Here is a 21,455-nt window from a genome sequence, read left to right as displayed (position 1 = left end):
GACAGTCAGCAACATCGTTGGTCTCCTTGACCGGTAGGCGGCCGGGATTCGCGGTCCCGACCTGGCTCTGCGATCCTCCACCGACACCGCGCACCTTGGGCACAAGTTCCCTGCTCTGTCAGGACGGTGTCGGCATCAGGGCGAGCACCTCAGCGCGGCGGGCAGGGTCGGTGTCCAGCAACCCGGTGAGGTGGGTGGTGACCATGGCCGCATCGTGTGCCCGAGCGCCGCGCAGGGTCATGCAGGCGTGCTGGGAGCGGATCAGGCACGCTGCGCCCTGGACGTCCAGGTGGGAGTCGAGGGCTTCCACCACCTGCCGGCCGAGGCGCTCCTGCACCTGCGGACGGGCGGCGTACTCCTGGGCGAGGCGGGCCAGCTTCGACAGGCCCACGATCCGGGCGCCGGGCCTGGGCAGGTAGGCGACCGTGGCCCGGCCGGGGAACGGCAGGACGTGGTGCTCGCACAGCGCCACGAACGGCACCTGGACGGCGGCGATGATGCCGGGCCGCTCATCCTCGGGCGAGAAGGTCACCTTCAGGTGCCGGGCCGGATCGAGGTGTACGCCGGCAGTCAGCTCGGCCAAGGCCTTCGCCATGCGGCGAGGCGTGTCGATGGTGGACTCGCTGTCGCACGGGATGCCGAGGGCAGAGAGCAGGCCGGCGGCGTGCGCCGCGGCGGCGGCCAGGTCCAGGCCTTCGGGAACGGGAGTTGTGGTTGTCATCGGTTGCGCTCTCCAGGCCACAGCAGCACGTGCTGCCGCATCGACAGGTTCCAGTTGTGGCCGATCACGTGCTCGGCCAGGGAGCGCGCCACGTCGATGGTGCGCTCGCCGGTCGTTCCTTCGGGCATCACCCACACGGCGTGCGGGGGGATGTGGAAGCGCTCGACCAAAGCGGCGATCTCCTCGAGGTCGTCCGGGCCGGTGGCCACGAACTTGAACCGGGCCCGGTCCCGGTGGCTGAGGTCCGCGAACGCCTCCAGAGCATCGGGGATAATCCGCCGGTCCTCCGCGACGCCGGAGTTCTCGAGCTTCGGGGAGACGTTGAAGCTCAGCCGCGGCACCCCGAGGCTTACCGGCTTCGGCGTGATGGTGCCGTTGGTCTCGATCTCGACGCGGCGGGTGGTGTGGCGCAGCACGGCCATCCAGGACCGCCAGGCGTCGGTGCCCTGGTGCAGCAGGGTCTCACCGCCGGTCAGCACGATGATGGCGTGCGGGTGCTCGGCGGCCCATTCGGCGAGGTCGACCACCGGCACGCGGGTGATCTCCTTGCGCAGGTCGAACCTTTTGCCGTCCCAGGAGTACGGGGTGTCGCACCAGCTGCAGGTGAGATTGCAGCCGCCCAGGCGCAGGAACAGGGCCAGGCGGCCTGCGGACGGCCCTTCGCCCTGCAGCGTGGGGCCGAACTTCTCCACCACGGGCAGGCTGGCCGGCAGGACGAGTGCGCTCACTGCTGCGCCGCCGTCCACGACGCGGCGTTGACCGCGGTCTCGGACACACGCACGTGAGAGACGACGGCGCCGGCGGCCCTGGGCAGGGTGTGCAGGGCGTCGGTGGCGACCCTGCTCAGGAGCTCCGCGACGGCTTCTACGCTCGGCCAGCCGAGGTCGGCGGCGTGCTGCTCCTGCTCGGTCGGGTCTTCCGCGCCGAACCGGAAGAGCTTGCTGCCGTGCCCGGCGAGGATGGGCGCGAGCGGGTCGGTGTGGCCGAGCATGGTGCCGTGGTCGAGGAAGGTGTCGATCCACTCGCGCAGGGCCCGCTTGAACCCTCCGAACTCCACGACGGTGCCAGCCGCGAGGTTGGGTGAGGTGACGGTGATGTCGGCCCACCAGCTGTGGCCGTGCAGGTTCTCGCACTTGCCGGCGAGATGGGGAAGCCTGTGGGCGGTCTCGAAGTTGTGCCGCACGGTGACGGCGTGCCGCACGGTGAGGGCGTTGCTGTCGCTCACTCCGTGTCTCCCTTCGGCAGGCGGACAACGGCGCCAGCCTCTCCGTCCTCGGAGACGGCCACCTCGTCCAGGCGCAGGCCCATCGCGGTCAGGTGCTCAGCGAGAGCGCGGGCCAGGGTCTCGCACGAGGCGGGTCCGCACTCGCGGTCGCCGGGGCCCCACCAGGCGCGGATGTGGTCGGCGAGGTCGTGGAACTCGGTGTCGCGGTCGTCGTGGACGACGTGGACGGCGGCGCGGATGTGGAACAGGTGGCGGTGCCGGGCGCGCAGGTAGGCGCGGTGCTCGGGAGCGGCCGGCCAGTGGTGGAAGCCGGGCAGCCGGACCTCCGCCCACACGGTCGCGCTCGGCGTACCGGGGCTCGTGATCATGGTGTCTCCTTGTCGGTGACGGACGGGTAGGACTGTTGGCCGAGCAGGTGCTCCCGGGTGGTCCGCGCGAGGCTCCACACGGTGGTGGTGGCTTCGACGGTCTGCGCGCACATGAGGCAGCAGGCCGTGCGGCCTCGTGTCGGGTGGGCCGGCTGGTCGAGGTCGTAGCTGAACCCGCGGTCGATGACGCCGACCTTGCGCAGCAGCGCGGAGTCGATCCGCACGTCCGGCCAGCGCAGCGGGCCAAGCCACGTAGAGGAGTCGCAGGAGTCCGGCGGCACGGCCAGGCACCATTCGTTGACCGTGAGGCCGAGGACGTGCACCCACAGATCGGGATACCGGCGGTGCCGCTCCCACAGGGTGTGCAGGAGCCTCAACCGCACCGGGGCGGGGGCCTGGACGACGTTCCCGAAGCAGATCCGGTCGTACTGCTGCGCCAGCTCGTCGAAGTACTCCCAGCCGTCCACCAGCGGGTGGTACACCGGGATCGGGGCGAGCCCTTCGCCCTCCAGCCGGGCACGGGTTCGGATCTTGTTGTCGCGGCCGCCCTGGTCGAGTTCGATGTAGCCCCACAGCCGGTCGCCGTGGCGTTGTACGAGCTCGATGTAGCGGGTGTACAGGTTGTCGAAGCCGTCGATCTGCTCGGGTGCCAGGCGCAGCGCCTCGTCCATGGAGACGCCCGGGTTCGCTCGCTTGTACTGGTTGGTCAGCCAGAAGATCCCCGAGTCGAGGAGCACCTTGTGGCCGGCATCCAGCAGCTCGACCAGTCGGCGTTCGTGGCCGGCGGTCAGGAGGTCGTTGGTGGCGAGCAGCACGTACGACGGGTAGTGCTCGGAGTCGCCCGCGGCGAAGTAGATGTGCCGGTTGGCCGGGTCGAAGGCGCCACCGCCGGTCTTCCTCACCGCAGTCTTCTTGGCGCGGGCGGTCATCGCAGCGCCCCTTCCTGGTCAGTGCGCGCGGGGGTCGGACCGGTCAGGTCCTCGATGCGGTGAGCGGCGTGGTGCCAGCTGCGCCCGAGGGCGGCGGCGGCATCCGCGCAGATACGGGCGGCGGCCTCGTAGGAGGTGGTGTCGCCGGGGGCGTAGCGGAAGCCGGCGGGCAGGTTGCCGACCCGGCGCAGCATGGCGGTCTCGATGCGCTGGTGGTTCCAGCGCAGCGGCGCCAGCCAGGACGAGGAGTCGCAGGAGTCCGGCGCGAGGGGTAGGCACCATTCGTTGGCGGTCAGGCCGAGCGCGTGCATCCACAGGTGTGGATAACTGCGGCGGCGCTCCCAGAGTGTGTGCAGGATCCGCAGTCTGACCGGCGCCGACGCCTGGACGATGTTTCCGACGCAGATCCGGTCGTACTGCGAGGCCAGCTCATCGAAGTAGTCCCAGCCGTCCACCAGCGGGTGGTAGACCGGGATCGGCGACAGGCCAAGCTCGTGGAGGCTGGCACGCTGCGCACGCTTGTGGACCAGGCCGCCCTGGTCCAGCTCGATGTACCCCCACAGCCGGTCCCCGCATGTCCGAGCAAGGTAGATGTACCGCTCTCGCAGCTCCTCGAAGCCGTCGATGTTCTCGGGCGGCAGCGCCAGGGCCTCGTCCATCGACACCCCGTGGGCGCGCCGGTGCCGGTTGGTCAGCCAGAAGATCCCCGAGTCCAGGAGCACTCGGTTCCCGGCATCCAGGAGGCCGCGCAACCGCCGCTCCTCTGCATCGCCCATCAGCTCGTTGACCGCGGTCAGCACGTACGGGCCGGCGTTGTACTCCCCTCCGCCGGCCGTGAAGTAGATCGGCCGCTCGGCCGGGTCGAAGGTGCCCCCTGCGGTCGGCAGGACCGCCGTCACGACTCGTCGTCCACGAGAACGGGCTCCTGCCCGCTGATCCGCGCCCACTTGTCGAGGAGGTGACTGGCCAGGTACCGCTCGGGCTGCACCATCACCAGCCGCCGCCCCGCCGCACGGTCGGCGAACGGCGCCAGCGGGGTCGGGTAGGGCAGGAAGAGGCTGTCCTCGATGAGCAGGGGCGACCAGGCCGGCCAACCGTCGAAGACCTCGGCGACCACGAGGCGGTGTTCGCCCAGCTCCCACACCTGGCCCTTCTCGACCTGGTGCTCGGGTTCGCCGACCGTCACGCCTGCCAGGGCGAGCAGGTCACCACGGGCGGGCTCTTCCGGCGCCTCTTCCGGCCCCTCCTGAACGCCGGTCTCGTCCTCCGCCCCATCGGTTTCCAGATCCGCGAGAAGAGCGTCGAGCTGCCCGCGGTCGAAGCCGGTGGCGGCGAACAGGTCAGCGTCGAGGTCCTCCAGGCCGCTCAGCATGTCCGCCAGGTCCGCGTCGTCCCAGCCGCCCTTGGTGGTCAGGTGGTTGGAGGCGATCAGGTACGCCTCGGCATGTGCGTCGTCCCGGGATGCCCAGCCGCGCACCACCGGGACGGTCCACGTCCCGTCACCACTGACCACGACGCCGTCCGGCGCGGGCTTGCCCGCGTTCCGGCGGCGGGCGAGCGCGTCGTACCGGCCATGGCCAGCAACGAGGCGGCCGGTGCGCTCGTCGAGAAGGCCCGGCTCGGTGAAGTCGAACTGATCTACGGACGCATCCAGCCCGCCGTTGTCGTGCCCCTTGGGGTTGCGTTCGGCGGGCCGGATATCGTCCAGCGGCATGTAGTCGATGTAGCGAGGGGCAGCCATGAGCGGGGAACCTAGGCGGCCTGCACCTGTTAGGTCGCGTCGAGCGAACTACCTGACTGCCTGTGAGGGTTCACCGCTCCGTGGTGCCCGCTGCGGGGCGGGCCAGGCGCGACCGGGTGGGCCCCAGGCGGCTGAACGGGTCTCCGAAAGCCGCCACGAGTCCGTCGTAGATCGGCGTGCCGGCGTCGCGCGCGCTGTTGGCCGTCGCGGTGGGCGCGCGCACGGGGACAACGACCGCAGCGCCGGGCGGTACGGGTGACAGGGCGGGCCGGGACGCGAACCATGGGGGGGACTGCGCGTCAGCCACAGGCTCGGGGCTGGTCATGAGGACAACGTTCCTTTCAACTCAACTGTTGGTTATGGACGTTAGGAATCGCGACGGGCTTGGTCGCGGCGGGCCGGGGCGGCAGGTGCCGGCGGGGGTGCGCGGGCCAGGCCACAGAGGCCCGACCGCGCGCGCCGCGTTTGGCGTTCTTACGTGCCCTTGCTGCCGCGCTTCGCCGCCCGGACACGCCGGACCTCATCGCGGCCGCCGGTCCGGCCCTGCTTCGTCGGGTAGTCCAGCTCTGCGAGGGACGGACGCTCACCGGGCGGGTTGTCCCAGAACGCCTCCAGCTGCCGCACGCGGGCCGTCAGGTCCGGCTCCGGGTCCTTGAGACGCCCGCCCGTCCGGACGTACTCGTACTCGCCGTAGGTGCCGTAGGGCACGCCCTCCAGCAGGGTCTTGGCGATGGACTGCTGCTTGTCAGCGTCGGACTTCGCGGCCCGATGCCGGTCGTAGTCCGCCAACGCCCACTCGATGTCGGCTTTGTCCGCGATGAGCGTGTAGGACTCCGGGGACCGGCCTGCCTTCTCCGCGCCGGCCATGTTCCAGCAGTGGATGCGGGCTGGGCAGTACCGCCGGCAGATCGGGTCGTTGCTCGGGCCGGATCGGTCGCGGGGCAGCTCGGTGCCGAGGTCGAGGGCCGTGGCGATGGCGATCAGCCTGGCCAGCGCGCGCCTGGCCGCGTTCTCGTCGTAGGGCCTCGCGAACTCCTCGTCCGCGCCGCTCTTGCGCTCGAAGTAGATGATCCGCACCTCCCGGACCAACTCGCCTGCCAAGACCAGGGCGAGGGCGTACAGCTGCGCCTGGTCCCAGACCTCCTCGGCCGGGCCCTTCTCACCGACCTGGGACCACTGCCAGTCCCCGGCGGTCTTGAAGTCGTACAGGACGCCAGTGATCGGGTCGTACTCGTCGTAACGGCTCGGCCGGTCGAGTCCCGGCAAGGTGACGCGCTGCTCGTACAGCCGCCACGGGTAGAGCGCGCGGCGCCGTACGGCAACCGAGTCGTGGATGAGGATCCCGGCGGTCGCCGCGCGCCGGTCGGTGGGCGCCGGGGTGTAGCCGGGGGGCGGGTTCTCCCGGTACCAGATAGCCTTGCGGCAGGACGTGGTGTCGGAGGCCCCGATCGACCAGTGCCCCTTCGGCCGGGGAGCACGGCGGCTACGCCGGCGTGTGCGGTCGTACTCGGCGAGATCCTGTCCAAGGCTGCGCCCGGTGCCGACCTGGGCGCGTTCCCGCAGGAGGTCCGCCGGATCGCGGCGGTACCGTCCGCATGCAGTTGGGGCGTGGCCGCCGGAGCGCTTCCTACCTCGGTGGACGTGGCGAGGAGCGCCGCAGCGGCAGGGCAGCATGCGGGGGCCGATGGTGGTGGCAGCGGCCGCGAGTTCGCGGGCACGCTGAATGAGCAAGGGGTCCAAGGTGATTCCCGAAGGTGGGCAGGCCGGCCAGCCGCGCGAGGGCGACTGGCCGGCCTGCGGGTAGGTGGTGGCGCTCAGGCCTGATCGGCGGCGCGGCGACCCCACGCGCGGTGGTCGGGGTTCTGGCGAACGAGCATGCCGCCGTCGGCGAGGTACTGCGCGGCGTCCTCGTTGTGTTCGCGAAGCGCGGCGACGGCGTGGTCTCGAAGCCCGTGGAGGAGCTGGCTCAGTTCTTCGGGTGTGGCTTCGGTGGTGTTCTTGCCGTTGGATTCGCGCCAGCGCCGGGTGATCTGGGTGACGTTCCTGCCGAGGGCAGCCGCGTAGGCGCGCACTTCCGCGCGGAGCTCTTCGAGTGTCGGCGGCCCGGCGGTGTCATCTTGTGCCGGACTCGGCTGCTGGTCCCCGCCCGGGTCGGCTCCTGGGGCGCTGTCCGCTGTTGTGCTCTCCACCACGGTGCCTCGGATGACCACCGGGCCGGGCTGGGACGCCTCCGAGCGGGCAGCGCGTCGGCGCGCTGCGCCTTCGTCACGGGCAAGCTCTCGCTGCGCGGCGTCCGCCCGGCCCATCTCGTCGTGTTCGTAGATACCGGTCAGCTCACGGGGGAACGCGACACGCCACGCCTGAGCTTCCGCGACCTTGCCGATCATGTGGGTGCCCATCACCGGCCAGAGTCCGGAGAGGATCTTGTTGCCGGTCTTCGCGCCATCGCCGGAGAACGGATCCCTGGTCCACTCGTCCTTCGTGACGGCGAACTCCTTGAACAGGGCGACAGCCTGAGAGACCGTCCGGTCGCCCGCGATGCTGTAGTGCTCAATGCGGCACATGGCGGCGGCCGGAGGCCCGTCGCCGAGCCAGACATCAACCCACCGACGGCGGTTGATACCGTCCTCGCCCTCGGTCCACCACTTCGGGTCGTCCTCGGGGCCGGTCCAGAACGGGCCCTGGCGCCGGATGAAGCGCTTGGTGCGCTGGCCGATGTGCCGGAACCCGTCGATGCCGGTCTGGGCGGTGTAGAACAGCTCGTCGGGCTTGTTGTACACCTTGCGCTTGCGCGCGATGTAGTAGATCTCGCGGCGGAACGGGTCCAGGCCCGTGCTCTTGCAGATGTGGAAGAACGCGACCTGCTCGTGGGTAGGCGCGTCCTTGAGTCCGATCGAGGCGAGGGCCGATCTCTGCGCCTTGGTCCAGAACCGCTGATCGGAGGTGATCTCCAGGACCTGGTCAGCGGTCTGGATCGCCATCTCGGCGCGGTTGTCGTTGAGCGGCGTGATCGGCTCGGGCGCGGCCGGCGCATCCTGCCGGGCGGCAGCAGGCTTGTCCTGCTGGGTAGTTGTCACCGTGAGGTGCCTTCCTTATCTCCGTGGCGGCACCGGGGTTCGCAGGCCCCGGTGAGGCTGCCTGCGTCCACCCTCCCGCTCCGGGGACGCCCGTGGGAACACCCACCACGTGGCCAAATCAGCTGCGGAGACTGGAGATTAGGAAGAGTGGCCGCCGAGCCCGCGGGGTGCGAATCCCGCCCGGTTCCTCGCGCTCCCCTGATAAGGAGACAGCCCCGAAGGGTTGGTTGCCAGAGCACGAGGTCGGTTGGCCCGGCGGCCACATCTTCACTCTAGGGTACGGTCGGCGCCAGCCGAAGGCCGATTACCAACCGGAACGGCGGTCCGGGGCGGTCGCACGCTCCAGTGCACCGGCCCCGGCGTGCTGCCACAGGCCGTCGTAGAACGTCTTGGACGCCACGACTGCCAGCGCCACGGTGGTCAGTGCGGTCTGGGCATGCGCGATGTCACCACGGGCCAGCACGGTGACGATGCCGACGATTGCGGAGGCCACGGCGCCGACCACGGCGCGTACCGGCTTGGTCCAGTGCGGCTGCTGGATGAAGGCGGTGGCCCAGGGGGTGATGGCGCCGAGCAGCAGGCCCCACGCCTCGGTGTCGTTGAGGAGGTCGTTCACGGTCATCTCTCCCGGGTGCTGGTGGTGTGCGGGTCGGATTTGGCGGTCATAGCGGCCAGGTGGCAATCAGGGCGATGGCGGCGCTGGCCAGGTAGCGGCTGGTGAACCGGTAGCGGGCCAGGAGGCTGGCCGGTTCGGTTACTCGCGGGGTGGCCGTTCGTCCCTTGACAGCGCGGCGGGCAGGCCGGCCAGGGTCAGGCCAGTGACGATCACGCTCGGGTCCGCCGGAGGGGTCCACACCTCCCGGACGATCACGGCCATGCCGAGCAGGAACAGGACCGCGTCCCGCAGTGTCGTCAGCCCGGTGATCTGGCGCCATCTGGTCCTCCGTCGGTGTCGTCGGCCAGCTGCGGGCTGCTGGCCGTCCGGGGGCTGTTCCACAGCCGGGGACGGTAGGACGGGGCGGTGCTTACGGTCGCGTCGAGGTGTTCTGCAGCTCGGCCAGAGCGGCCTCGAGATCCGTGATCCGCTGGTCCTTGGCGGCCTCGCGGGCGGCCCGGACGGCGTTCTCCTCGCGGGCGAGCGCGAGCTCGGCTTGGGCCTTGCCCCAGGCCTCGGTCAGCTGGGCGCCGAGGCGGGCGATGTAGGGCTCGGCGTCGACCGTGATCGGGTCGCTGGCGCGGTCCATCGGGGGCGTCTCCTTCATGAGGTGGGGCGTGGGGTGTTGGCTGGGCATTCCGGGTGGCAGGCGCAGGTCTCCTCCCAGCGGATGCGGACAGGCAGCGCCTGGGCGGTGGGGCAGGGTGTCGGCTCCTGGCAGTCGGCGCAGCGGCCGGTGGGGAGTCCGGCGAGGGCCTGCGGGCGGTGGAGTGCCCGAGCGCGGTCGGCTTCCGTGGTGCGGCTCGCGGCCTGGTGGAGCCAGTGCTGGGCCCATGCCTCGGCTCCGGCCGCTTGCTCGCGCAGCTGCCGGACGCCGGCGCGCAGCCTGGCTGCCTCCATGGGGCTCAGGCGGCGGCTCTCGGCGTGCCCGAGCAGGTGGTCCAGCTGGTCGGGGGTCGGCCTTTCGCTCATGCCGGGTTCTCTCCCCTGCTGTCTCGGTGGGCCTCGTTGCGCCGGGGCACGGCAGCGTCCCACATGGGGGTGCCGAAGGTCTCGGGGAAGCTCGCGGGCGTGCCGGGCGCGGGCGGGGTGTCGGCCAAGGGCGCCGCGAGTTGCTGGCGGGCCTGCTCGACCATGGCCCTTTTGGCGGCGACTCCTTCGGAGGTGATGCCGTGGTCGGCGCGGATCACGGCAAGCGGGTCGGGGGCCGACCGTGCTGCGGCTTGTCCTGTGTTGTGCTTGCCTCGGGGCGGGATGGGCGCGACGACGTGGACGCGGGTGCGTTTGGCGTGCTCGATCCGTTCCAGGTGCGCGGCGCGGGCTGCGGCCCGGTCGGGCGCATTGTGCAGAGTGATGGGGGCTTCGTCGCCGATTCTCAGGCCGTGGATCGCTTGGGTGGAGGGGGCGGTCAGGCCCTTGGCGGCGGCGGGGTCCTGGGCGCGGTGCTCGATCGGGTCCGGGAGGAAGGGTTCGTGCAGGACGATGTCGAGGATCTGGTTGAGGCCGGCCTCGGTGGTGTGGTCGAGGTCGTACTCGGCTGCTCGCCATTCCAGCGTGGCGGCCGGGAAGACGGTGACGTGGTGCTCGCCGTCCGTCCGTCGCTGCCGCACCTGCCAGCAATCGGTTGGCCCGATACGGGTCCGGGTCGCTTCGATGATCTCGTACTGCTCGGGCATGTCGTCTCCTTCGTCTGTCAGATGCGGTAGCACCAGAACCCGAGGCTCCCGTCTCCGCTGGTCGAGTTGAGGCCTACGGTGAAGCCAGTACGGGTGTTCGCGACGACTTGCCACTGGCGCAGTGCCTGCGAGTCGCGGAAGGTCGCGATCGGAACCATGTCCGAGCGCATCGTTGGGCCGTACGCGAGCGACATGGCCGCCCAGTTGTTCATCTGCACGGTGCCGGTGAACAGGCCGTAGTCGTCGCCGGCTGCCCAGTAGTTCGCCCAGGTACCGCGGTACTGCACGGCGGAGTTGTCGATCCAGAACTCGCTGTAGGAGTCGTCGTCGTTGCGCCGGCCGAGCCAGGCCCCGCGATCGGTGACGTAGACATAGCCGTGCCGGGTGTTCTCCGTCAGATAGACGAGGGCAGCACCGTCCCCTGACATACGCAGGGCTCCGCCCCAGGGTGTCTGGTTGTCGGTGCGGATGGTTTCCAGGGTGGATACGTAGTCGGTCAGGTAGAGACGGAACGCGGCGTCCTGGTCGCGGAGCCGGAAGCTGCCGCTGTTCAACCCGATGTAGGCGCTCCCGTTGTTGCCGCCGATGGCGTTGATGAAGGCGTAGTCGGCACCACTGGTCGGGAAGAAGCGGATCTCGGGCAGGCCGCCGCCGGGGTTGATCTCGATTCGCTGGCCGCTCACGCCGCTCGACAGACCACCGACGATCTTCACGGAGCCGTCGCCCGCCGCGATGGAGACGGTCTGCACGCCGGCCGCGTTCCACGCCCCGATGCCACCGGCGTTCAGTTCGACCCTCGCGCCGCTCTCGGCCGTCTTGATGCGGGCGGAGACCGTGACGTCGGCCTTGAGCTGGCCGACCGTCAGCTTGCTCGCGGAGACGGTGCCGATGTTCGCGTCCTGGATGGTCGCCAGCGCGATTTTCGCGCCAACGATCGTGGCGTCAGCGATCTGAACGGCTCCGATGATGTTCGGCGGGAACTCAAGCGCCTCGACGGTCAGCATGTCGACTTCGGTGATGGCTGCCGTACCGCCGTCGAGGTTCAGGAGCATGTGCGGCCGGACGTAGCGCACGTTCGGGTGCAATGTCGTGGGCTTCTGCGGGTCGGGCTGGGTGTTCCAGAACGGACCGGCCACCGGCCCGTAGCCCTTGAGGAACCCGGTGAGTGTCACCCAGCCACCGCCCGGCACAAGGACCGTGTTGTTCGCGGCGATGTAGAACGCGAGATCTGGGGTGTCCGCGCCAGCCGTGTTGATGCGGGTGGTGCCGTCGGCCGCGATTCCCGTCACCCCTGCGGAGACCTTGCTTGCGGTGCCGGCGGTCTGCCGCACGCGCACCGAGACGCGGTAGAGGATGTTCGGGTCGAGGAGTAGGTTCTCCGACCACTCCAGGCGGACCACCTTGCGGGCTTCCAATGCCCGGGCCCCGGTGGGCGCATCCGCCCGGGCGACGGTGCTCCATGTCGCGGTGGCGTCGCCGGCGGTCTTCACCCACCGGGGGTCATCGGAGGCGAACCCGGTGAAGAAGCTGGTCTGAAGACTGGCACGTTCGACGTCGGCCCACTTACCTGCTGTGAGGATCTTGTCGGCGAGGTCGGAGCCGATCACCGTGTCCGGGATCGCGGAGACCTCGGCGGATGGCGCGGAGGCGTTGCCCGCACGGTCGACGGCGCGGAACTTCAGGTAGTAGGTGGTGCCGTAGGCGAGGCCCGTGATTGGGGCCGCGGCCGCACCGGTCAGCCGGTCCATCACCGTGGCCGCCGTCGGCGTGAAGCCGGCGGCGGTGGAGGCGTGGACCTCGAGGGCGGCGAAGTCGGCGGGCATCGCCTCGCTCTGCGCGCCGAGGCCGTCCCAGGTGGCGCGGATGCCGCCGATCAGCCGGGCCAGGATGGGCTTGGACGGCACCGGCGGAGGCGTGGTGTCAGTGGCGAGGATGATCTCCTCGGACTCCTGCCAGCCGGAGGAGTTACCGGAGGCGTCCACGGTGCGCACCCGGGCCCGGACGCGCTGGTCTGCGGGCAGCTGGTCGTAGTGCGCGACGGTGCCGTTGACGGCCTGCTCCGGGGACCACTCAGGAACGCGGCCGCCGATCGGCAGGCCTGGCAGCAGGTAGGAGACGTAGTAGTTCCCGGCGTCGTCGTAGGCGGTGCCGTCGGCGTTCTCGGTGACCTTCGGCCAGGACACGGCCAGGGCGGCCTGCTGCTGGCCTTCCGCGTCCAGGTAGGCCCAGGAGCCGACCAGCACGGCGGCCGGCGGCTTAGGGGCAACGATGTCGTTGCGGTCGCCGAGTGGCGGCAGGGGCGTGCGGGAAGCGGACGCGGCACCGTTGGTGAGGGCGTCCAGGCGCCGCTGGATGCGGATGCGCTGCTCCACGAAGACGTCGTTCAGCTCCAGGGAGCTGGTCGGCAGGCCGCCCTCGTCGTAGGTGGTGGCGATGGTGCGCACCCGCAGGGGCTCCAGTGTGGCCGGGTCGGTGCGCCGCTGGTCGTACCGGATGTAGTCGCCGGGCTGGTAGTCGATGCCGGGGTCGTGCTGGGTGGCGGCCGGGTCGAGTTCGATGGTGAAGCCCTCGGCGGCCGTGGTGAGGCCGCCGAGGGTGACGCGGGCGAGTTCGGCGAGGGTGGCGGCGTCGGTGATGCCTCCGCGTCCGTCGAACGCCTCTCGGCGGCCGTAGCGGGCGGCAGCGGTCGCGTCGACCACCTCGGCGAGGGCGCCTCCGTCGCCGGCGGCCAGCAGGTGGGATCGGACGGCGCGTCGGGAGCGCTGGCGGGGGCCCTTGAGGACGTCACGGCCGAGGTAGAGCACGATGCCGGGGTGGTCGGTGGCGCAGACCGTGTCGGGCACATAGGCGCGCAGCTGGTAGCCCTCCATGCGCACGTCGGCCCAGCCGGCGCCGGTGATGGCCGAGAGTGTCTTGAGTAGGTCACCGCCGGCGTCGTACTGCGCGGTGTAGGTGGTGGGCCAGGGCCGCCCAGCGCTGTCGACCGCGGAGGTGAAGTCCCATGACACCTCGGGCAGCGTGCCGCGTGCCTGGGCGCGCTGCAGGAGCGTGGCGAGGATCGCGCCGGGGCTGGCGTTGACGAACGGGAAGTGCGGGTCGAGGCCGATGACGGACGCGCCCGGGGTGTGCCCGACCGGGTAGATCAGAGCGCGTTCCAGCAGCGCGAGGGCGCCGCGGCAGCCGATCTGGATGGGCCGGGCCTCGCCTCCGCCGTCTGCCGGGTCGTCGCCGTCGTCCTCCAGGAGGTAGCGCTCCGGCCGTTCGGTGCCGTTGATGACGAGCGCGATGCGCGGGTCGTCGCCTGCCAGCAGCGCGGCGCCGGGGGCGTTGCGGGCGTAGGAGAAGGCGAGGCTGCCGGGCCCGTTGTGCTCGGCCTGGACCTTGAGGGCACTCGGGTAGGGCAGCAGCCCGAGCAGGGGCCCGCTCGGGCTGTAGACACGCAGGTGGACGGCCACGATGTGCTCCGGTATCAGGTCAGGTAGGCGCGGCGGCCGGTGACGGTCAGTTGGGTGCCGGCTCCGGCGTTGGTTCCGGACAGGCGCACGCTCGGCGGGCTGCCGGGCCGGCCGGGGGCGAGGCGCAGGAACGCGGGCCCGGAGTTGGTAAGCCGGGCGGGGTCGGGAACGAGGCCGCCGGCGCCGGTCAGCTGCCACGTGGCAGAGTCCACAGTGAGGGACTGGCCGGCGGCGATCTGCCCGGTGTAGGTGAAGGAGTCGCCGTAGCGGCCGGGCCCGTCGGTGGTGTCGGTGACGGTGGGCGCGGTGATCGGCCCGGTGATGCGGTAGGCGAGCTGTTCCATGGGTGCGGTGGCGTCCGCGAACGGCGTGAGGGTGAGGTCCTGCGGCAGGGCCGCTCCGGGGACGGTGGCCTCGAACGCGATGTCGGCGGACTCCCAGTAGCCGGCGGGCACGTTCACCTCCACACCGACCCGCATGCCGCCTTGGCCGAGCGGGGTGGGTGCCAGCGAGGACAGCACCTCGCCCTGGCAGCGGCGGATCTGTCCGGCGGCGGTGTGCCGTTCGAAGGTGAGCAGCCGGTGCGGGCGCACCAGCGCGCGGAGCAGGTCCTCCCAGGCGCGCTCGACGTCGGCCCAGCCGCCGGAGGCTGGCGCGAGCCACAGGGCGAGGGTGAACTTGCCGGGGCCGTGGTGCTTGGGCCTCCACAGTTCCCCGATGCGGTTGGGCACGGCGGCGTTCGCGCCAACAACGGCGGGGGTCGTGGACAGGCCGGTGCGGTACTCCACGTCCCGCACCAGCCCGTCGGTGAGCTCGTAGCCGTCCACCAGCCAGCGTTCCCGGGCCATCAGGCGCTCTCCTTGTCGAACAGGCCGAACGAGGCGAGGGCCCGCAGCCGGTTGTTGATGGTCTCCCCGGGGCTCTCGGGCGCCGGGTTGGTGATGTACTGGACGATCGCTCCGGGCGAGATGACGGTGCCGATCCGGTCGCCTTGGCCGCCGTCGGCGAGCTGCCCGCGGGCGGCGTTGATCGCGCCGACGGCGGAGCTGCCGCCGAGGCCCCGTACGGCCTGCGGGGTGAGGACGCCTTCTCCAGGGGACAGGCGGGCCAGGGTGCTGTCCTGACCTGGGGCGTAGCCGGGTACGACGCCGCCGGTGGCGTAGCCGCGCACGAAGGACAGCACTCCGTCCACGGCCCGGTTGACCATGCCGCGCAGCATGTCGCCCCATGCGTTGTCGGGCATCCAGTTGAACCAGCTGCGGATCGGGTTGAGCGCCTTGGCCAGGGCGCCGGCGGCCCAGCCGCGCAGCCGGTCCGAGACGGAGTCGACGATGCCGCCCAGGCCGAATCCCTGCGTTGGGGCGCTGGCCTGCTGAAGGCGTCCGGCGCGCGCGGCATCGTTGAGCGCGGTGATGCCGCCTTCGCCGCCGAGCTGGCGCACGGCCTGCGGGATCAGGACGCCTTCGCCGGGCGAGAGCATGGCGGGCACGGTGTCGCGGCCTGGGGCGTAGCCGGGCACGACTCCGCCTCGGGCGAAGCCGACGGTGAAGCTGGGCAGCTTGCCCAGGCCGAAGCTGTCTGCGATCCAGTTCCACAGCTTGCGGATCCCGCCGTCGTAGACGGTGTTCACCCAGAAGCGGATCGGCGTGGCGAAGATCCCCGACAAGGTGGGCCAGATCCACTTCACGAAGCCGACCAGGCCGTCGATCGCGAAGCGGATACCGTCGACCAGGCCGCCGATGGCGCCGTTGACGACGTTCCTGAACCACTCGGACTTCTGGTAGGCCGTTACGAAGGCCAGCACCAGGGCAGCGACCGCCGCGACGATCAGCATCACGGGGTTCGCCGAGAGGGCGAGCATCGCGATGCGGACGGCGCCGATGGCGTTCGAGACGGCCGTGATCCCGGCTGCGACGCCGGCCATCGTCAGGAGCGCGGACACGAACGCGCCCATGCCGGGGATCGACAGCAGTACCTCCACGGCGGACGCGACGGCCTGTATGACGAACAGGAATCCGGACAGGGTGTTGCCGAGGCCGCCGAGTTCAGCGGCGATGTTCGCCACTGACGTGATCAGGCTGAGCAGTTGGCCCCACAGCTGGCCGTTGCCGAGCGCCCCGGCGAGTTGCATGACTGCGGGCAGGAACTCGGTGCGCAGCCGGGCGATCAGCGGCGCGAGGCTGGGGTTGTTCGTGAAGTTGAACCAGGCGACGCCGACGGCCGCGACCAGGCGGCCGATCTCCTGGACGACGGGGACGGTGTTGGCGAAGTACCCGGCGAGCTTGGCCTGTGTCTCTCCCTCGCCGGTCAGTGTGCGGAAGCTGCTGGCAGCGCTGGCCAGGGAGGTGAGCAGGGCTTGGCCAGCGGGGGCGGCGGCCTGGCCGATGTGGAAGACACCGACCGCGATGTCCCGCAGGATGCCCCACAGCTGCGCGCCGGTGTCCCCGGCGCGCTGGAAGAACGTGCCGAGCTGGCCGCCGTCCCGGCCGGCCCGCACGAAGGCCGCGGCAGCGGCCATGCCGCGCTCGGCGGCGCCGGCCAGGCGCTCCACCAGCGGCCCGGCCGCGACCGTGATGTTGCGCAGCACATCGGCCGCACTCAGGCCGGCGGTGGCAAGCGAGCCGATGACCCGCGTGTTGGTCGCGGCGATCTGCGCCAGGTCCGCGCGCCAAGGCCCGGAGGTGACCATCTCCGCCCCCCGGATCGCGACCTGCCCGAGTACCTGCCCGGTCTGTGCGAGCGCGCTGTTGAAGATCGGCAGCAGCTGCAGGCCGCGGGTGATGGCCGTCTCCAGCGGCGGCAGGAGCGCTTCCTGCGCGGTGTCCCGCAGCCCCCGCAGGGCCGGTTGGACGGTGCCCTGGAGGAAGCGGGCGAAGCGCTGCCCGGCCGGGGACAGCTTGTCGAGCGCGGCGGCGGCCGCGTTGGCCGCCGTGCCGCCGGAGGCCAAGGCCTGGCTTTGGTCGCGTAGTGCCCGCGCTACGTCCCGCTGGGCGTCCGCTATCTGCTCGGCGGAACGTTTCTGCTGACGCTCCGCGTCGCGAACAATGCGGTCGAGCTCGGCGTGGGCGTCCTGGACTTCCCGGACGGCCTCGACGCGGGCGCGGGCCGCCTGCTGCTCCGCGTCCTGGACACCCCGGACGGCGTCCTGCTCCTCCTCCTGGACCCGGGTCAGCTCCTGCTTAGCAGCGGTGACCTGATCGCTGCCCTCGACGCCTTCCTGGTTCGCCTTCTTGACGTCCTCGGCGAGCCGCTGATTGCGGACCCGGACGTCCTCGAGCTGGTTGGTGGCCTCCTGGAAGGCGATCTGCGCCTCGCGCCGGTGGGTCTCGGACGCGAACGGCGAGGTGTTGACCTCGTTGAGCCGGGAGCGGGCCTGCTCCAGGCTGAGCAACGCCTTCTGCTCCTCCAGCGGCCCCCGGGCGGCGTCCCGGTTCAGGTCCTCCAGAGAACGCTGAGCATCCCGCCGGGCGTCGTTCAGCGCCTCCTGCGCGCGGGTCGCCGCCTGGTTGGCGCGGGTGACCGTCAGCTCGGCCGCCGCCAGCTGGCGGTCGGCGGCGGCCACGGCAGCAGCAGCCTGCTCCTGGACGTCCGCGAGGCGGCGGCGGGCCTGCGCAACGTGCTCGGCTCCGCTCAGGGCCTGTTCGTCGGCGTCACGCTGCGCCGCACCGAGGCGGCGCTGGGCGTCCGCGACGCGGTCAGCGGCGGCCTGCCGTGCCTGCGCGGCGGCGCTGGAGGCTCCGGCGGCCTGGGTGTCCGCCTGCCCGAGAGCCTTCACGGCGGCGCCGATGCCGCTGAACGCGGCCACGATGGTGCCAGCTCCCTGGGCCGCGGCGCTCATCGCTCCGGGGAGCGCACCAAGCAGTCCGACCGCAGGGGCGGCGGCCGCGCCCATGGCGAAGAGGCCACCGGCTGCCTGGGTGAGCGCCTGGCCGAGCGCGAGCGCGCCGGACGCCATCGCGGGCAGGCGCATCAGCCCGGCAATGGTGGACCCCAGCCCCCCGGCGGCCTCGGCGAGGCCTCCGCCCGCGCCGCCTCCGCCGGTGTTGATCGGGATGTCCAGCGGGCGGCCCGCCGTCGTGCGAAACGCGGCGACCCGCGCGGCAGCGGCAGTCGTGTCGACCTCGACCCGGACGTTGACGGACAAGCCGGCCAGCGCTGCCCGCACCCGGGAGCGCAGCCCAGCGGTGTCGACGTCGAGGCCGACCTTGACCGTGTTGGTGGCGGCTTCGACGGCCACCTCGACTCGGCGGCGCAGGTTGCCGGTGTCGAACGCGACGCCCACCCGCACGTGGGCGCCCCGGGCGGTCGCTGCCCGGATCTTCTCGGCCAGGCCCGAGGTGTCGGCATCGACCGCGACCTTGATCCGGGCACGGGCAGCCTGGGCGGCGGCCTGCATCCGCTGGCGCAGCCCGGCGGTGTCGGGCTCCAACCGCACCCGCGCGCGCAGGTTGCGGGTCGCCGCATCCACTCGGGCCCGCGCGTCCTGCGCGAACCCGGATGAATCAGCGGCGACCTGGACGACCAGGCGACCGGAGTCGATCTCATCCGTCACCGCGGGGCACCTTCCTGGTAGTGCCGCGCAGGACAGCGACCGCACGGGCAATCCCGTCCGCGTCGTGTCCCTGCGTGTGGCCGGCCCGCAGATGGGCCGGGCGGGGCAGCTCGACCGGCTGCCGCAGACGGCGCTCCGCCGCCATCACCGAAATCAGCTCGACGGCCTGCGCGAGGAGTTCCTGTGTCAGGCCCCAGCGATCGGAACCGACTTCGCCGGCGTCGCGGCGCAGCAGCGCCTCCGCCGGCAGTCCCCGCATCAGGGTCAGGAGGCGGCGGGTGCCGAGGAATCCAGGGTCACCGGGCCGTCGCCAGACGCCCCGGGCGTCGAGGTGGTAGAAGCGCTGGAGGTCGGCTTCGAGGTCGTCCCAGCGTTCGAAGGCGTCTCGGACGGCCCGATGAGTTCCCCCAGGCCCGCACCCCCGCCCATGTACTTCGTCCAGGCGAAGCGCACCAGCTCCAGCACATCGGAGTGGCTGGGCCGCTCGGCCATGAGCCGCGTGTAGCCGTCCTCACCGAGCAGTCGCCGGCCCATCTCCCCCGCAGCGGCGATCAGGTCGGACGGAAGGCCGGGCTCGGAGCCGAGGACATCCACGATCAGGCCGGCGGCCTCCGCCTGCTGCTCGCCCTTCGACTGGGCGGCCTCCACCAGCTTGCGCAGCAGCAGTGGCAGGTACGGGACCCCGATCAGCGGCTGCCACACCTCCAGGGGCAGTTCGGCGGGCAGGACGGCCACCTGGGCGCCGCCGAGGATGATCGGCTCCTCCCCGACGGTGTACTCGGCCTTCGCAGCGCGCGCCTTGTCGGCGGCGGCGGCCAGACGGCGCTTGCGCGCGGCGTCCAGATCGATCCCGGGCATTCAGGGCTCCTCGGTCTGTCGGGCGAGTGATCGCCGCAGACGCTAGGAGCGGCCCGGGGTTAGCGTCGCCCCGAGACGCTGGCCGGGCAGGGGACGAGGCGGCCCGTGAACGCGGCGAAGGGGGCCACGCCTGGGGTGACCCCCTCCCGGGTGCAGATCGACCGCTGACGGCGGCCTACGCGGGCTTCAGGGCCGCGTACTCGGTGCGCAGCCACTCCAGCGCGGCTCCCAGCGCTTCGGACTGCGTGGTGTAAAGCCGCTCCCGCCACTCGTCCTTCCCGGCCCACCCGTCGGTCTCCGAGTGCCACCGCCAGCCGGGGCCGCGCGGGCCCCACTCGCACATGCACGACTCGGTGTAGAAGACCCTCACCCGCCTGCGGGCCCACGGCCGGATCCGTGCGCTTCCGGACGCGATCGCCTCGACCCGGCCGCCCAGGCGCTGCTGGATGCCGTACCAGCCCGGCGCCAGGTGCACGAGCGTACCGAACCGGGTGTACCCGGCCTCCTCGTCCAGCCGGACGAACGTCCCTTCCGGGTAGGGCAGTTCCATGATTCCTCCCCATGCCTGTTGTGGTCCGGCCAGCCTCTGCGGCGGCGGCCGGTGCTGGGCACAGCGAAGCCCCGGCCGGGGGGGTGGGCCGGGGCTTCGCGGATTGCAGCCAGGCCCACCCTGGGGGGTAGGGGCGGTCGGGCTGACACACACCACAGTAGGCGCACGGGTGGCTTGTGGGCACAGCGACAAGAACGCCAACTTCGTTGACAGGAAGGCTGGTCAGGCTGCCGGGGCGAAGCCGGGATCGTCGGTAAGGTCGTACCAGGGGTCGCCGACGGCGCCGCCGATGACCTTGAGCTCCAGCGGCAGCGTGGACTCCGCGTCGTTGGGGAACTTCTGGTTGACCGAGGCCACCTGCTCGCACAGTGGCACGATCCGCCGGTAGTGCTTGGCCCCGTCGATCAGCTCGATCACCGCGGCGAACTGGTTACGGCCGCCCACGGCGGGCGGCGTGTACCGGTAGAACGTCTTCCCGCCCGCGGTGACGCTAGTGACCGCGCCGCCGCCGTACACCGCGACGATGTTGGTGGCGTTCCACTCCTGCAGCTCGACCTTGGCCGTCGCCGCGTCCTCAGTCTGGATGGTGCGGGCCGCGTACCGCAGCTGGTGAGACTTGATCTCCTCGAACTTCGGATCGGTGTTCCACTCCAGCGACCCGGGCTTGAACAAGCCCACGTCCTTCCAGGCAGCCGGCATGGCCACGATCGGATCGGCGGGCGCGACGGTACCCGGCACCGCCAGGTACAGCCGCGCCATCTGGGCGACGAACATGCTCTCCGTAGGCACGAACGATCTCTCCTCGGGGCGGACCGGTAGGTGTGCCGGACCGTAGGCGCCCGCCGGCCGTAGCGTCGCGCCGTCCCCGCCCCGACTGGGCGGCCCCTTGCCCGCGCGCGTAGGGCTGTCGCAGAACTCGCGAAATCCCGTGGTTCAGCCGGCGGCGGGATGGGCCGTCAGCGCCACCACCCCGAGGTACCGGCCCTGCCCGGTCGGCTCGGGCAACCACCCGCCGGTGGACAGGGCCTGTACGGCGGTCACCACAGGCTGGCCCGGCAGCGCGGGCCGCACGGTCAGCTCGTGCAGCGCCTTCACCGCCGTGGTGAACGCCAAGCGCAGCGCGGGCCGGGCCGTGGAGCGGTCGACATCGCCCAAGGCCTCCACCTGGATGTGGAACGTGCCGAGCCAGCGCCAGCCGGCGGCGGCTCCGCCGGGAATCTGTGTGATCCGGATACGCGGGTAGGGCGGTGCATTGCGCGCCCCGACCCGGCCCTTGCCGCCCAGCACGCCCGTCAGCTCCTCATGGTTGGACAGCCAGTCCACCACGAGGAGTTCGGCGTCGAGGGAGGCGAGATCACGCACTCGGCTTGGCCTCGGCCTTGTCCGCCGGGGGCTTGGCGGCGAGCTGCTTGCGGGACGGCTCGGGCGCCAGGGCCTTCGCTACGGCCTCCGGGTCGGACGGGTCGGCGCCGGCCACGTAACCCGAGGCGATGAGCTGCCTGGCCTCGTGGTGCGGCACCTCGATCTCGTCGCCGGGAGCCAGGTCCGCGCCGTCGCGGGTCAGGTGGTGGGCGAGAGTGATCCGGACGTTGCTGGCCATGGGGGGCTCCTTCAGGACGGAATGGGATGACCCGCCGAAGGAAAGCAA

23 protein-coding genes are annotated in these 21,455 nt (G+C 71.5%); all 23 read right to left on the bottom strand.

Annotation, left to right across the window (positions count from 1 at the left end; all coding sequences use genetic code 11):
* Positions 1-118 precede the first annotated feature (118 nt).
* Entirely contained in the window at positions 119-721 is a 603-nt protein-coding gene (gene folE / locus OG871_RS27715) for a GTP cyclohydrolase I (RefSeq protein WP_371500340.1), read from the bottom strand.
* On the bottom strand, positions 718-1,449 hold the full coding sequence (locus OG871_RS27710) for a 7-carboxy-7-deazaguanine synthase QueE (RefSeq protein WP_371500338.1): 732 nt from the start codon (positions 1,447-1,449) through the stop codon (positions 718-720). Before OG871_RS27710 ends, folE begins: the two co-directional genes overlap by 4 nt.
* Positions 1,446-1,946 (bottom strand): 6-pyruvoyl tetrahydropterin synthase family protein, encoded by a 501-nt coding sequence (locus tag OG871_RS27705; protein ID WP_371500337.1) that lies wholly within the window; start codon positions 1,944-1,946, stop codon positions 1,446-1,448. Before OG871_RS27705 ends, OG871_RS27710 begins: the two co-directional genes overlap by 4 nt.
* On the bottom strand, positions 1,943-2,314 hold the full coding sequence (locus OG871_RS27700) for a hypothetical protein (RefSeq protein ID WP_371500335.1): 372 nt from the start codon (positions 2,312-2,314) through the stop codon (positions 1,943-1,945). Before OG871_RS27700 ends, OG871_RS27705 begins: the two co-directional genes overlap by 4 nt.
* Positions 2,311-3,243: a hypothetical protein gene (locus tag OG871_RS27695; RefSeq protein ID WP_371500333.1), complete on the bottom strand. Its 933-nt coding sequence runs from the start codon at positions 3,241-3,243 to the stop codon at positions 2,311-2,313. Before OG871_RS27695 ends, OG871_RS27700 begins: the two co-directional genes overlap by 4 nt.
* Entirely contained in the window at positions 3,240-4,142 is a 903-nt protein-coding gene (locus tag OG871_RS27690; RefSeq protein ID WP_371500332.1) for a hypothetical protein, read from the bottom strand. The genes OG871_RS27695 and OG871_RS27690 overlap by 4 nt, the downstream gene beginning before the upstream one ends.
* A complete protein-coding gene (locus OG871_RS27685; protein WP_371500330.1) occupies positions 4,139-4,984 on the bottom strand; it encodes a hypothetical protein in 846 nt (281 codons plus the stop codon). The genes OG871_RS27690 and OG871_RS27685 overlap by 4 nt, the downstream gene beginning before the upstream one ends.
* A 474-nt stretch (positions 4,985-5,458) precedes the next feature.
* Positions 5,459-6,715, bottom strand: a complete 1,257-nt coding sequence (locus OG871_RS27680) for a hypothetical protein (RefSeq protein ID WP_371500329.1) — start codon at positions 6,713-6,715, stop codon at positions 5,459-5,461.
* An 83-nt stretch (positions 6,716-6,798) separates the two neighbouring features.
* A complete protein-coding gene (locus tag OG871_RS27675) occupies positions 6,799-8,061 on the bottom strand; it encodes a recombinase RecT (RefSeq protein WP_371500327.1) in 1,263 nt (420 codons plus the stop codon).
* Between the two features lie 304 nt (positions 8,062-8,365).
* Entirely contained in the window at positions 8,366-8,683 is a 318-nt protein-coding gene (locus tag OG871_RS27670) for a hypothetical protein (protein WP_371500325.1), read from the bottom strand.
* 132 nt (positions 8,684-8,815) lie between these two features.
* On the bottom strand, positions 8,816-9,058 hold the full coding sequence (locus tag OG871_RS27665; RefSeq protein ID WP_371500323.1) for a hypothetical protein: 243 nt from the start codon (positions 9,056-9,058) through the stop codon (positions 8,816-8,818).
* A 28-nt stretch (positions 9,059-9,086) separates the two neighbouring features.
* Positions 9,087-9,305 carry a hypothetical protein gene (locus OG871_RS27660; RefSeq protein ID WP_371500321.1) on the bottom strand — a complete coding sequence of 73 codons (219 nt, stop codon included), beginning with the start codon at positions 9,303-9,305 and terminating at the stop codon, positions 9,087-9,089.
* A gap of 14 nt (positions 9,306-9,319) precedes the next feature.
* Positions 9,320-9,688: a hypothetical protein gene (locus OG871_RS27655; RefSeq protein ID WP_371500319.1), complete on the bottom strand. Its 369-nt coding sequence runs from the start codon at positions 9,686-9,688 to the stop codon at positions 9,320-9,322.
* On the bottom strand, positions 9,685-10,392 hold the full coding sequence (locus OG871_RS27650; protein ID WP_371500317.1) for a hypothetical protein: 708 nt from the start codon (positions 10,390-10,392) through the stop codon (positions 9,685-9,687). The genes OG871_RS27655 and OG871_RS27650 overlap by 4 nt, the downstream gene beginning before the upstream one ends.
* Before the next feature lie 17 nt (positions 10,393-10,409).
* Positions 10,410-13,847: a hypothetical protein gene (locus OG871_RS27645; protein WP_371500315.1), complete on the bottom strand. Its 3,438-nt coding sequence runs from the start codon at positions 13,845-13,847 to the stop codon at positions 10,410-10,412.
* Positions 13,848-13,861: 14 nt separating this feature from the next.
* Positions 13,862-14,695: a hypothetical protein gene (locus OG871_RS27640; RefSeq protein ID WP_371500313.1), complete on the bottom strand. Its 834-nt coding sequence runs from the start codon at positions 14,693-14,695 to the stop codon at positions 13,862-13,864.
* Complete coding sequence (locus OG871_RS27635; RefSeq protein WP_371500311.1) at positions 14,695-18,399, bottom strand: hypothetical protein; 3,705 nt, start codon at positions 18,397-18,399, stop codon at positions 14,695-14,697. The genes OG871_RS27640 and OG871_RS27635 overlap by 1 nt, the downstream gene beginning before the upstream one ends.
* Complete coding sequence (locus OG871_RS27630; protein WP_371500309.1) at positions 18,389-18,658, bottom strand: hypothetical protein; 270 nt, start codon at positions 18,656-18,658, stop codon at positions 18,389-18,391. The genes OG871_RS27635 and OG871_RS27630 overlap by 11 nt, the downstream gene beginning before the upstream one ends.
* A gap of 5 nt (positions 18,659-18,663) precedes the next feature.
* A complete protein-coding gene (locus tag OG871_RS27625) occupies positions 18,664-19,257 on the bottom strand; it encodes a hypothetical protein (RefSeq protein WP_371500307.1) in 594 nt (197 codons plus the stop codon).
* A 175-nt stretch (positions 19,258-19,432) separates the two neighbouring features.
* Positions 19,433-19,807 carry a hypothetical protein gene (locus tag OG871_RS27620; RefSeq protein WP_371500306.1) on the bottom strand — a complete coding sequence of 125 codons (375 nt, stop codon included), beginning with the start codon at positions 19,805-19,807 and terminating at the stop codon, positions 19,433-19,435.
* A gap of 222 nt (positions 19,808-20,029) precedes the next feature.
* Entirely contained in the window at positions 20,030-20,596 is a 567-nt protein-coding gene (locus OG871_RS27615; protein ID WP_371500304.1) for a hypothetical protein, read from the bottom strand.
* 144 nt (positions 20,597-20,740) lie between these two features.
* Positions 20,741-21,169, bottom strand: coding sequence for a hypothetical protein (locus tag OG871_RS27610; protein ID WP_371500302.1), 429 nt, complete (start codon positions 21,167-21,169; stop codon positions 20,741-20,743).
* A complete protein-coding gene (locus tag OG871_RS27605) occupies positions 21,162-21,407 on the bottom strand; it encodes a hypothetical protein (protein ID WP_371500300.1) in 246 nt (81 codons plus the stop codon). Before OG871_RS27605 ends, OG871_RS27610 begins: the two co-directional genes overlap by 8 nt.
* Positions 21,408-21,455: the final 48 nt, after the last annotated feature.

Origin of the sequence: Kitasatospora sp. NBC_00374 (assembly GCF_041434935.1) — a bacterium.
In the GTDB taxonomy this organism is placed as follows: Bacteria; Actinomycetota; Actinomycetes; order Streptomycetales; family Streptomycetaceae; genus Kitasatospora.
Note: the sequence above shows the minus strand (reverse complement) of the source record. Positions and strands in the feature narration are given on the sequence as shown.

What these genes read in the sequence shown, in the direction of transcription:
- OG871_RS27650 (WP_371500317.1), bottom strand. Translation starts at nt 10,392, where the DNA reads ATGCCCGAGCAGTACGAGATCATCGAAGCGACCCGGACCCGTATCGGG.
- OG871_RS27640 (WP_371500313.1), bottom strand. Translation starts at nt 14,695, where the DNA reads ATGGCCCGGGAACGCTGGCTGGTGGACGGCTACGAGCTCACCGACGGG.
- OG871_RS27695 (WP_371500333.1), bottom strand. Translation starts at nt 3,243, where the DNA reads ATGACCGCCCGCGCCAAGAAGACTGCGGTGAGGAAGACCGGCGGTGGC.
- OG871_RS27605 (WP_371500300.1), bottom strand. Translation starts at nt 21,407, where the DNA reads ATGGCCAGCAACGTCCGGATCACTCTCGCCCACCACCTGACCCGCGAC.
- OG871_RS27630 (WP_371500309.1), bottom strand. Translation starts at nt 18,658, where the DNA reads ATGCGGGGACTGCCGGCGGAGGCGCTGCTGCGCCGCGACGCCGGCGAA.
- folE (WP_371500340.1), bottom strand. Translation starts at nt 721, where the DNA reads ATGACAACCACAACTCCCGTTCCCGAAGGCCTGGACCTGGCCGCCGCC.
- OG871_RS27670 (WP_371500325.1), bottom strand. Translation starts at nt 8,683, where the DNA reads ATGACCGTGAACGACCTCCTCAACGACACCGAGGCGTGGGGCCTGCTG.
- OG871_RS27655 (WP_371500319.1), bottom strand. Translation starts at nt 9,688, where the DNA reads ATGAGCGAAAGGCCGACCCCCGACCAGCTGGACCACCTGCTCGGGCAC.
- OG871_RS27685 (WP_371500330.1), bottom strand. Translation starts at nt 4,984, where the DNA reads ATGGCTGCCCCTCGCTACATCGACTACATGCCGCTGGACGATATCCGG.
- OG871_RS27625 (WP_371500307.1), bottom strand. Translation starts at nt 19,257, where the DNA reads ATGCCCGGGATCGATCTGGACGCCGCGCGCAAGCGCCGTCTGGCCGCC.
- OG871_RS27660 (WP_371500321.1), bottom strand. Translation starts at nt 9,305, where the DNA reads ATGGACCGCGCCAGCGACCCGATCACGGTCGACGCCGAGCCCTACATC.
- OG871_RS27700 (WP_371500335.1), bottom strand. Translation starts at nt 2,314, where the DNA reads ATGATCACGAGCCCCGGTACGCCGAGCGCGACCGTGTGGGCGGAGGTC.
- OG871_RS27620 (WP_371500306.1), bottom strand. Translation starts at nt 19,807, where the DNA reads ATGGAACTGCCCTACCCGGAAGGGACGTTCGTCCGGCTGGACGAGGAG.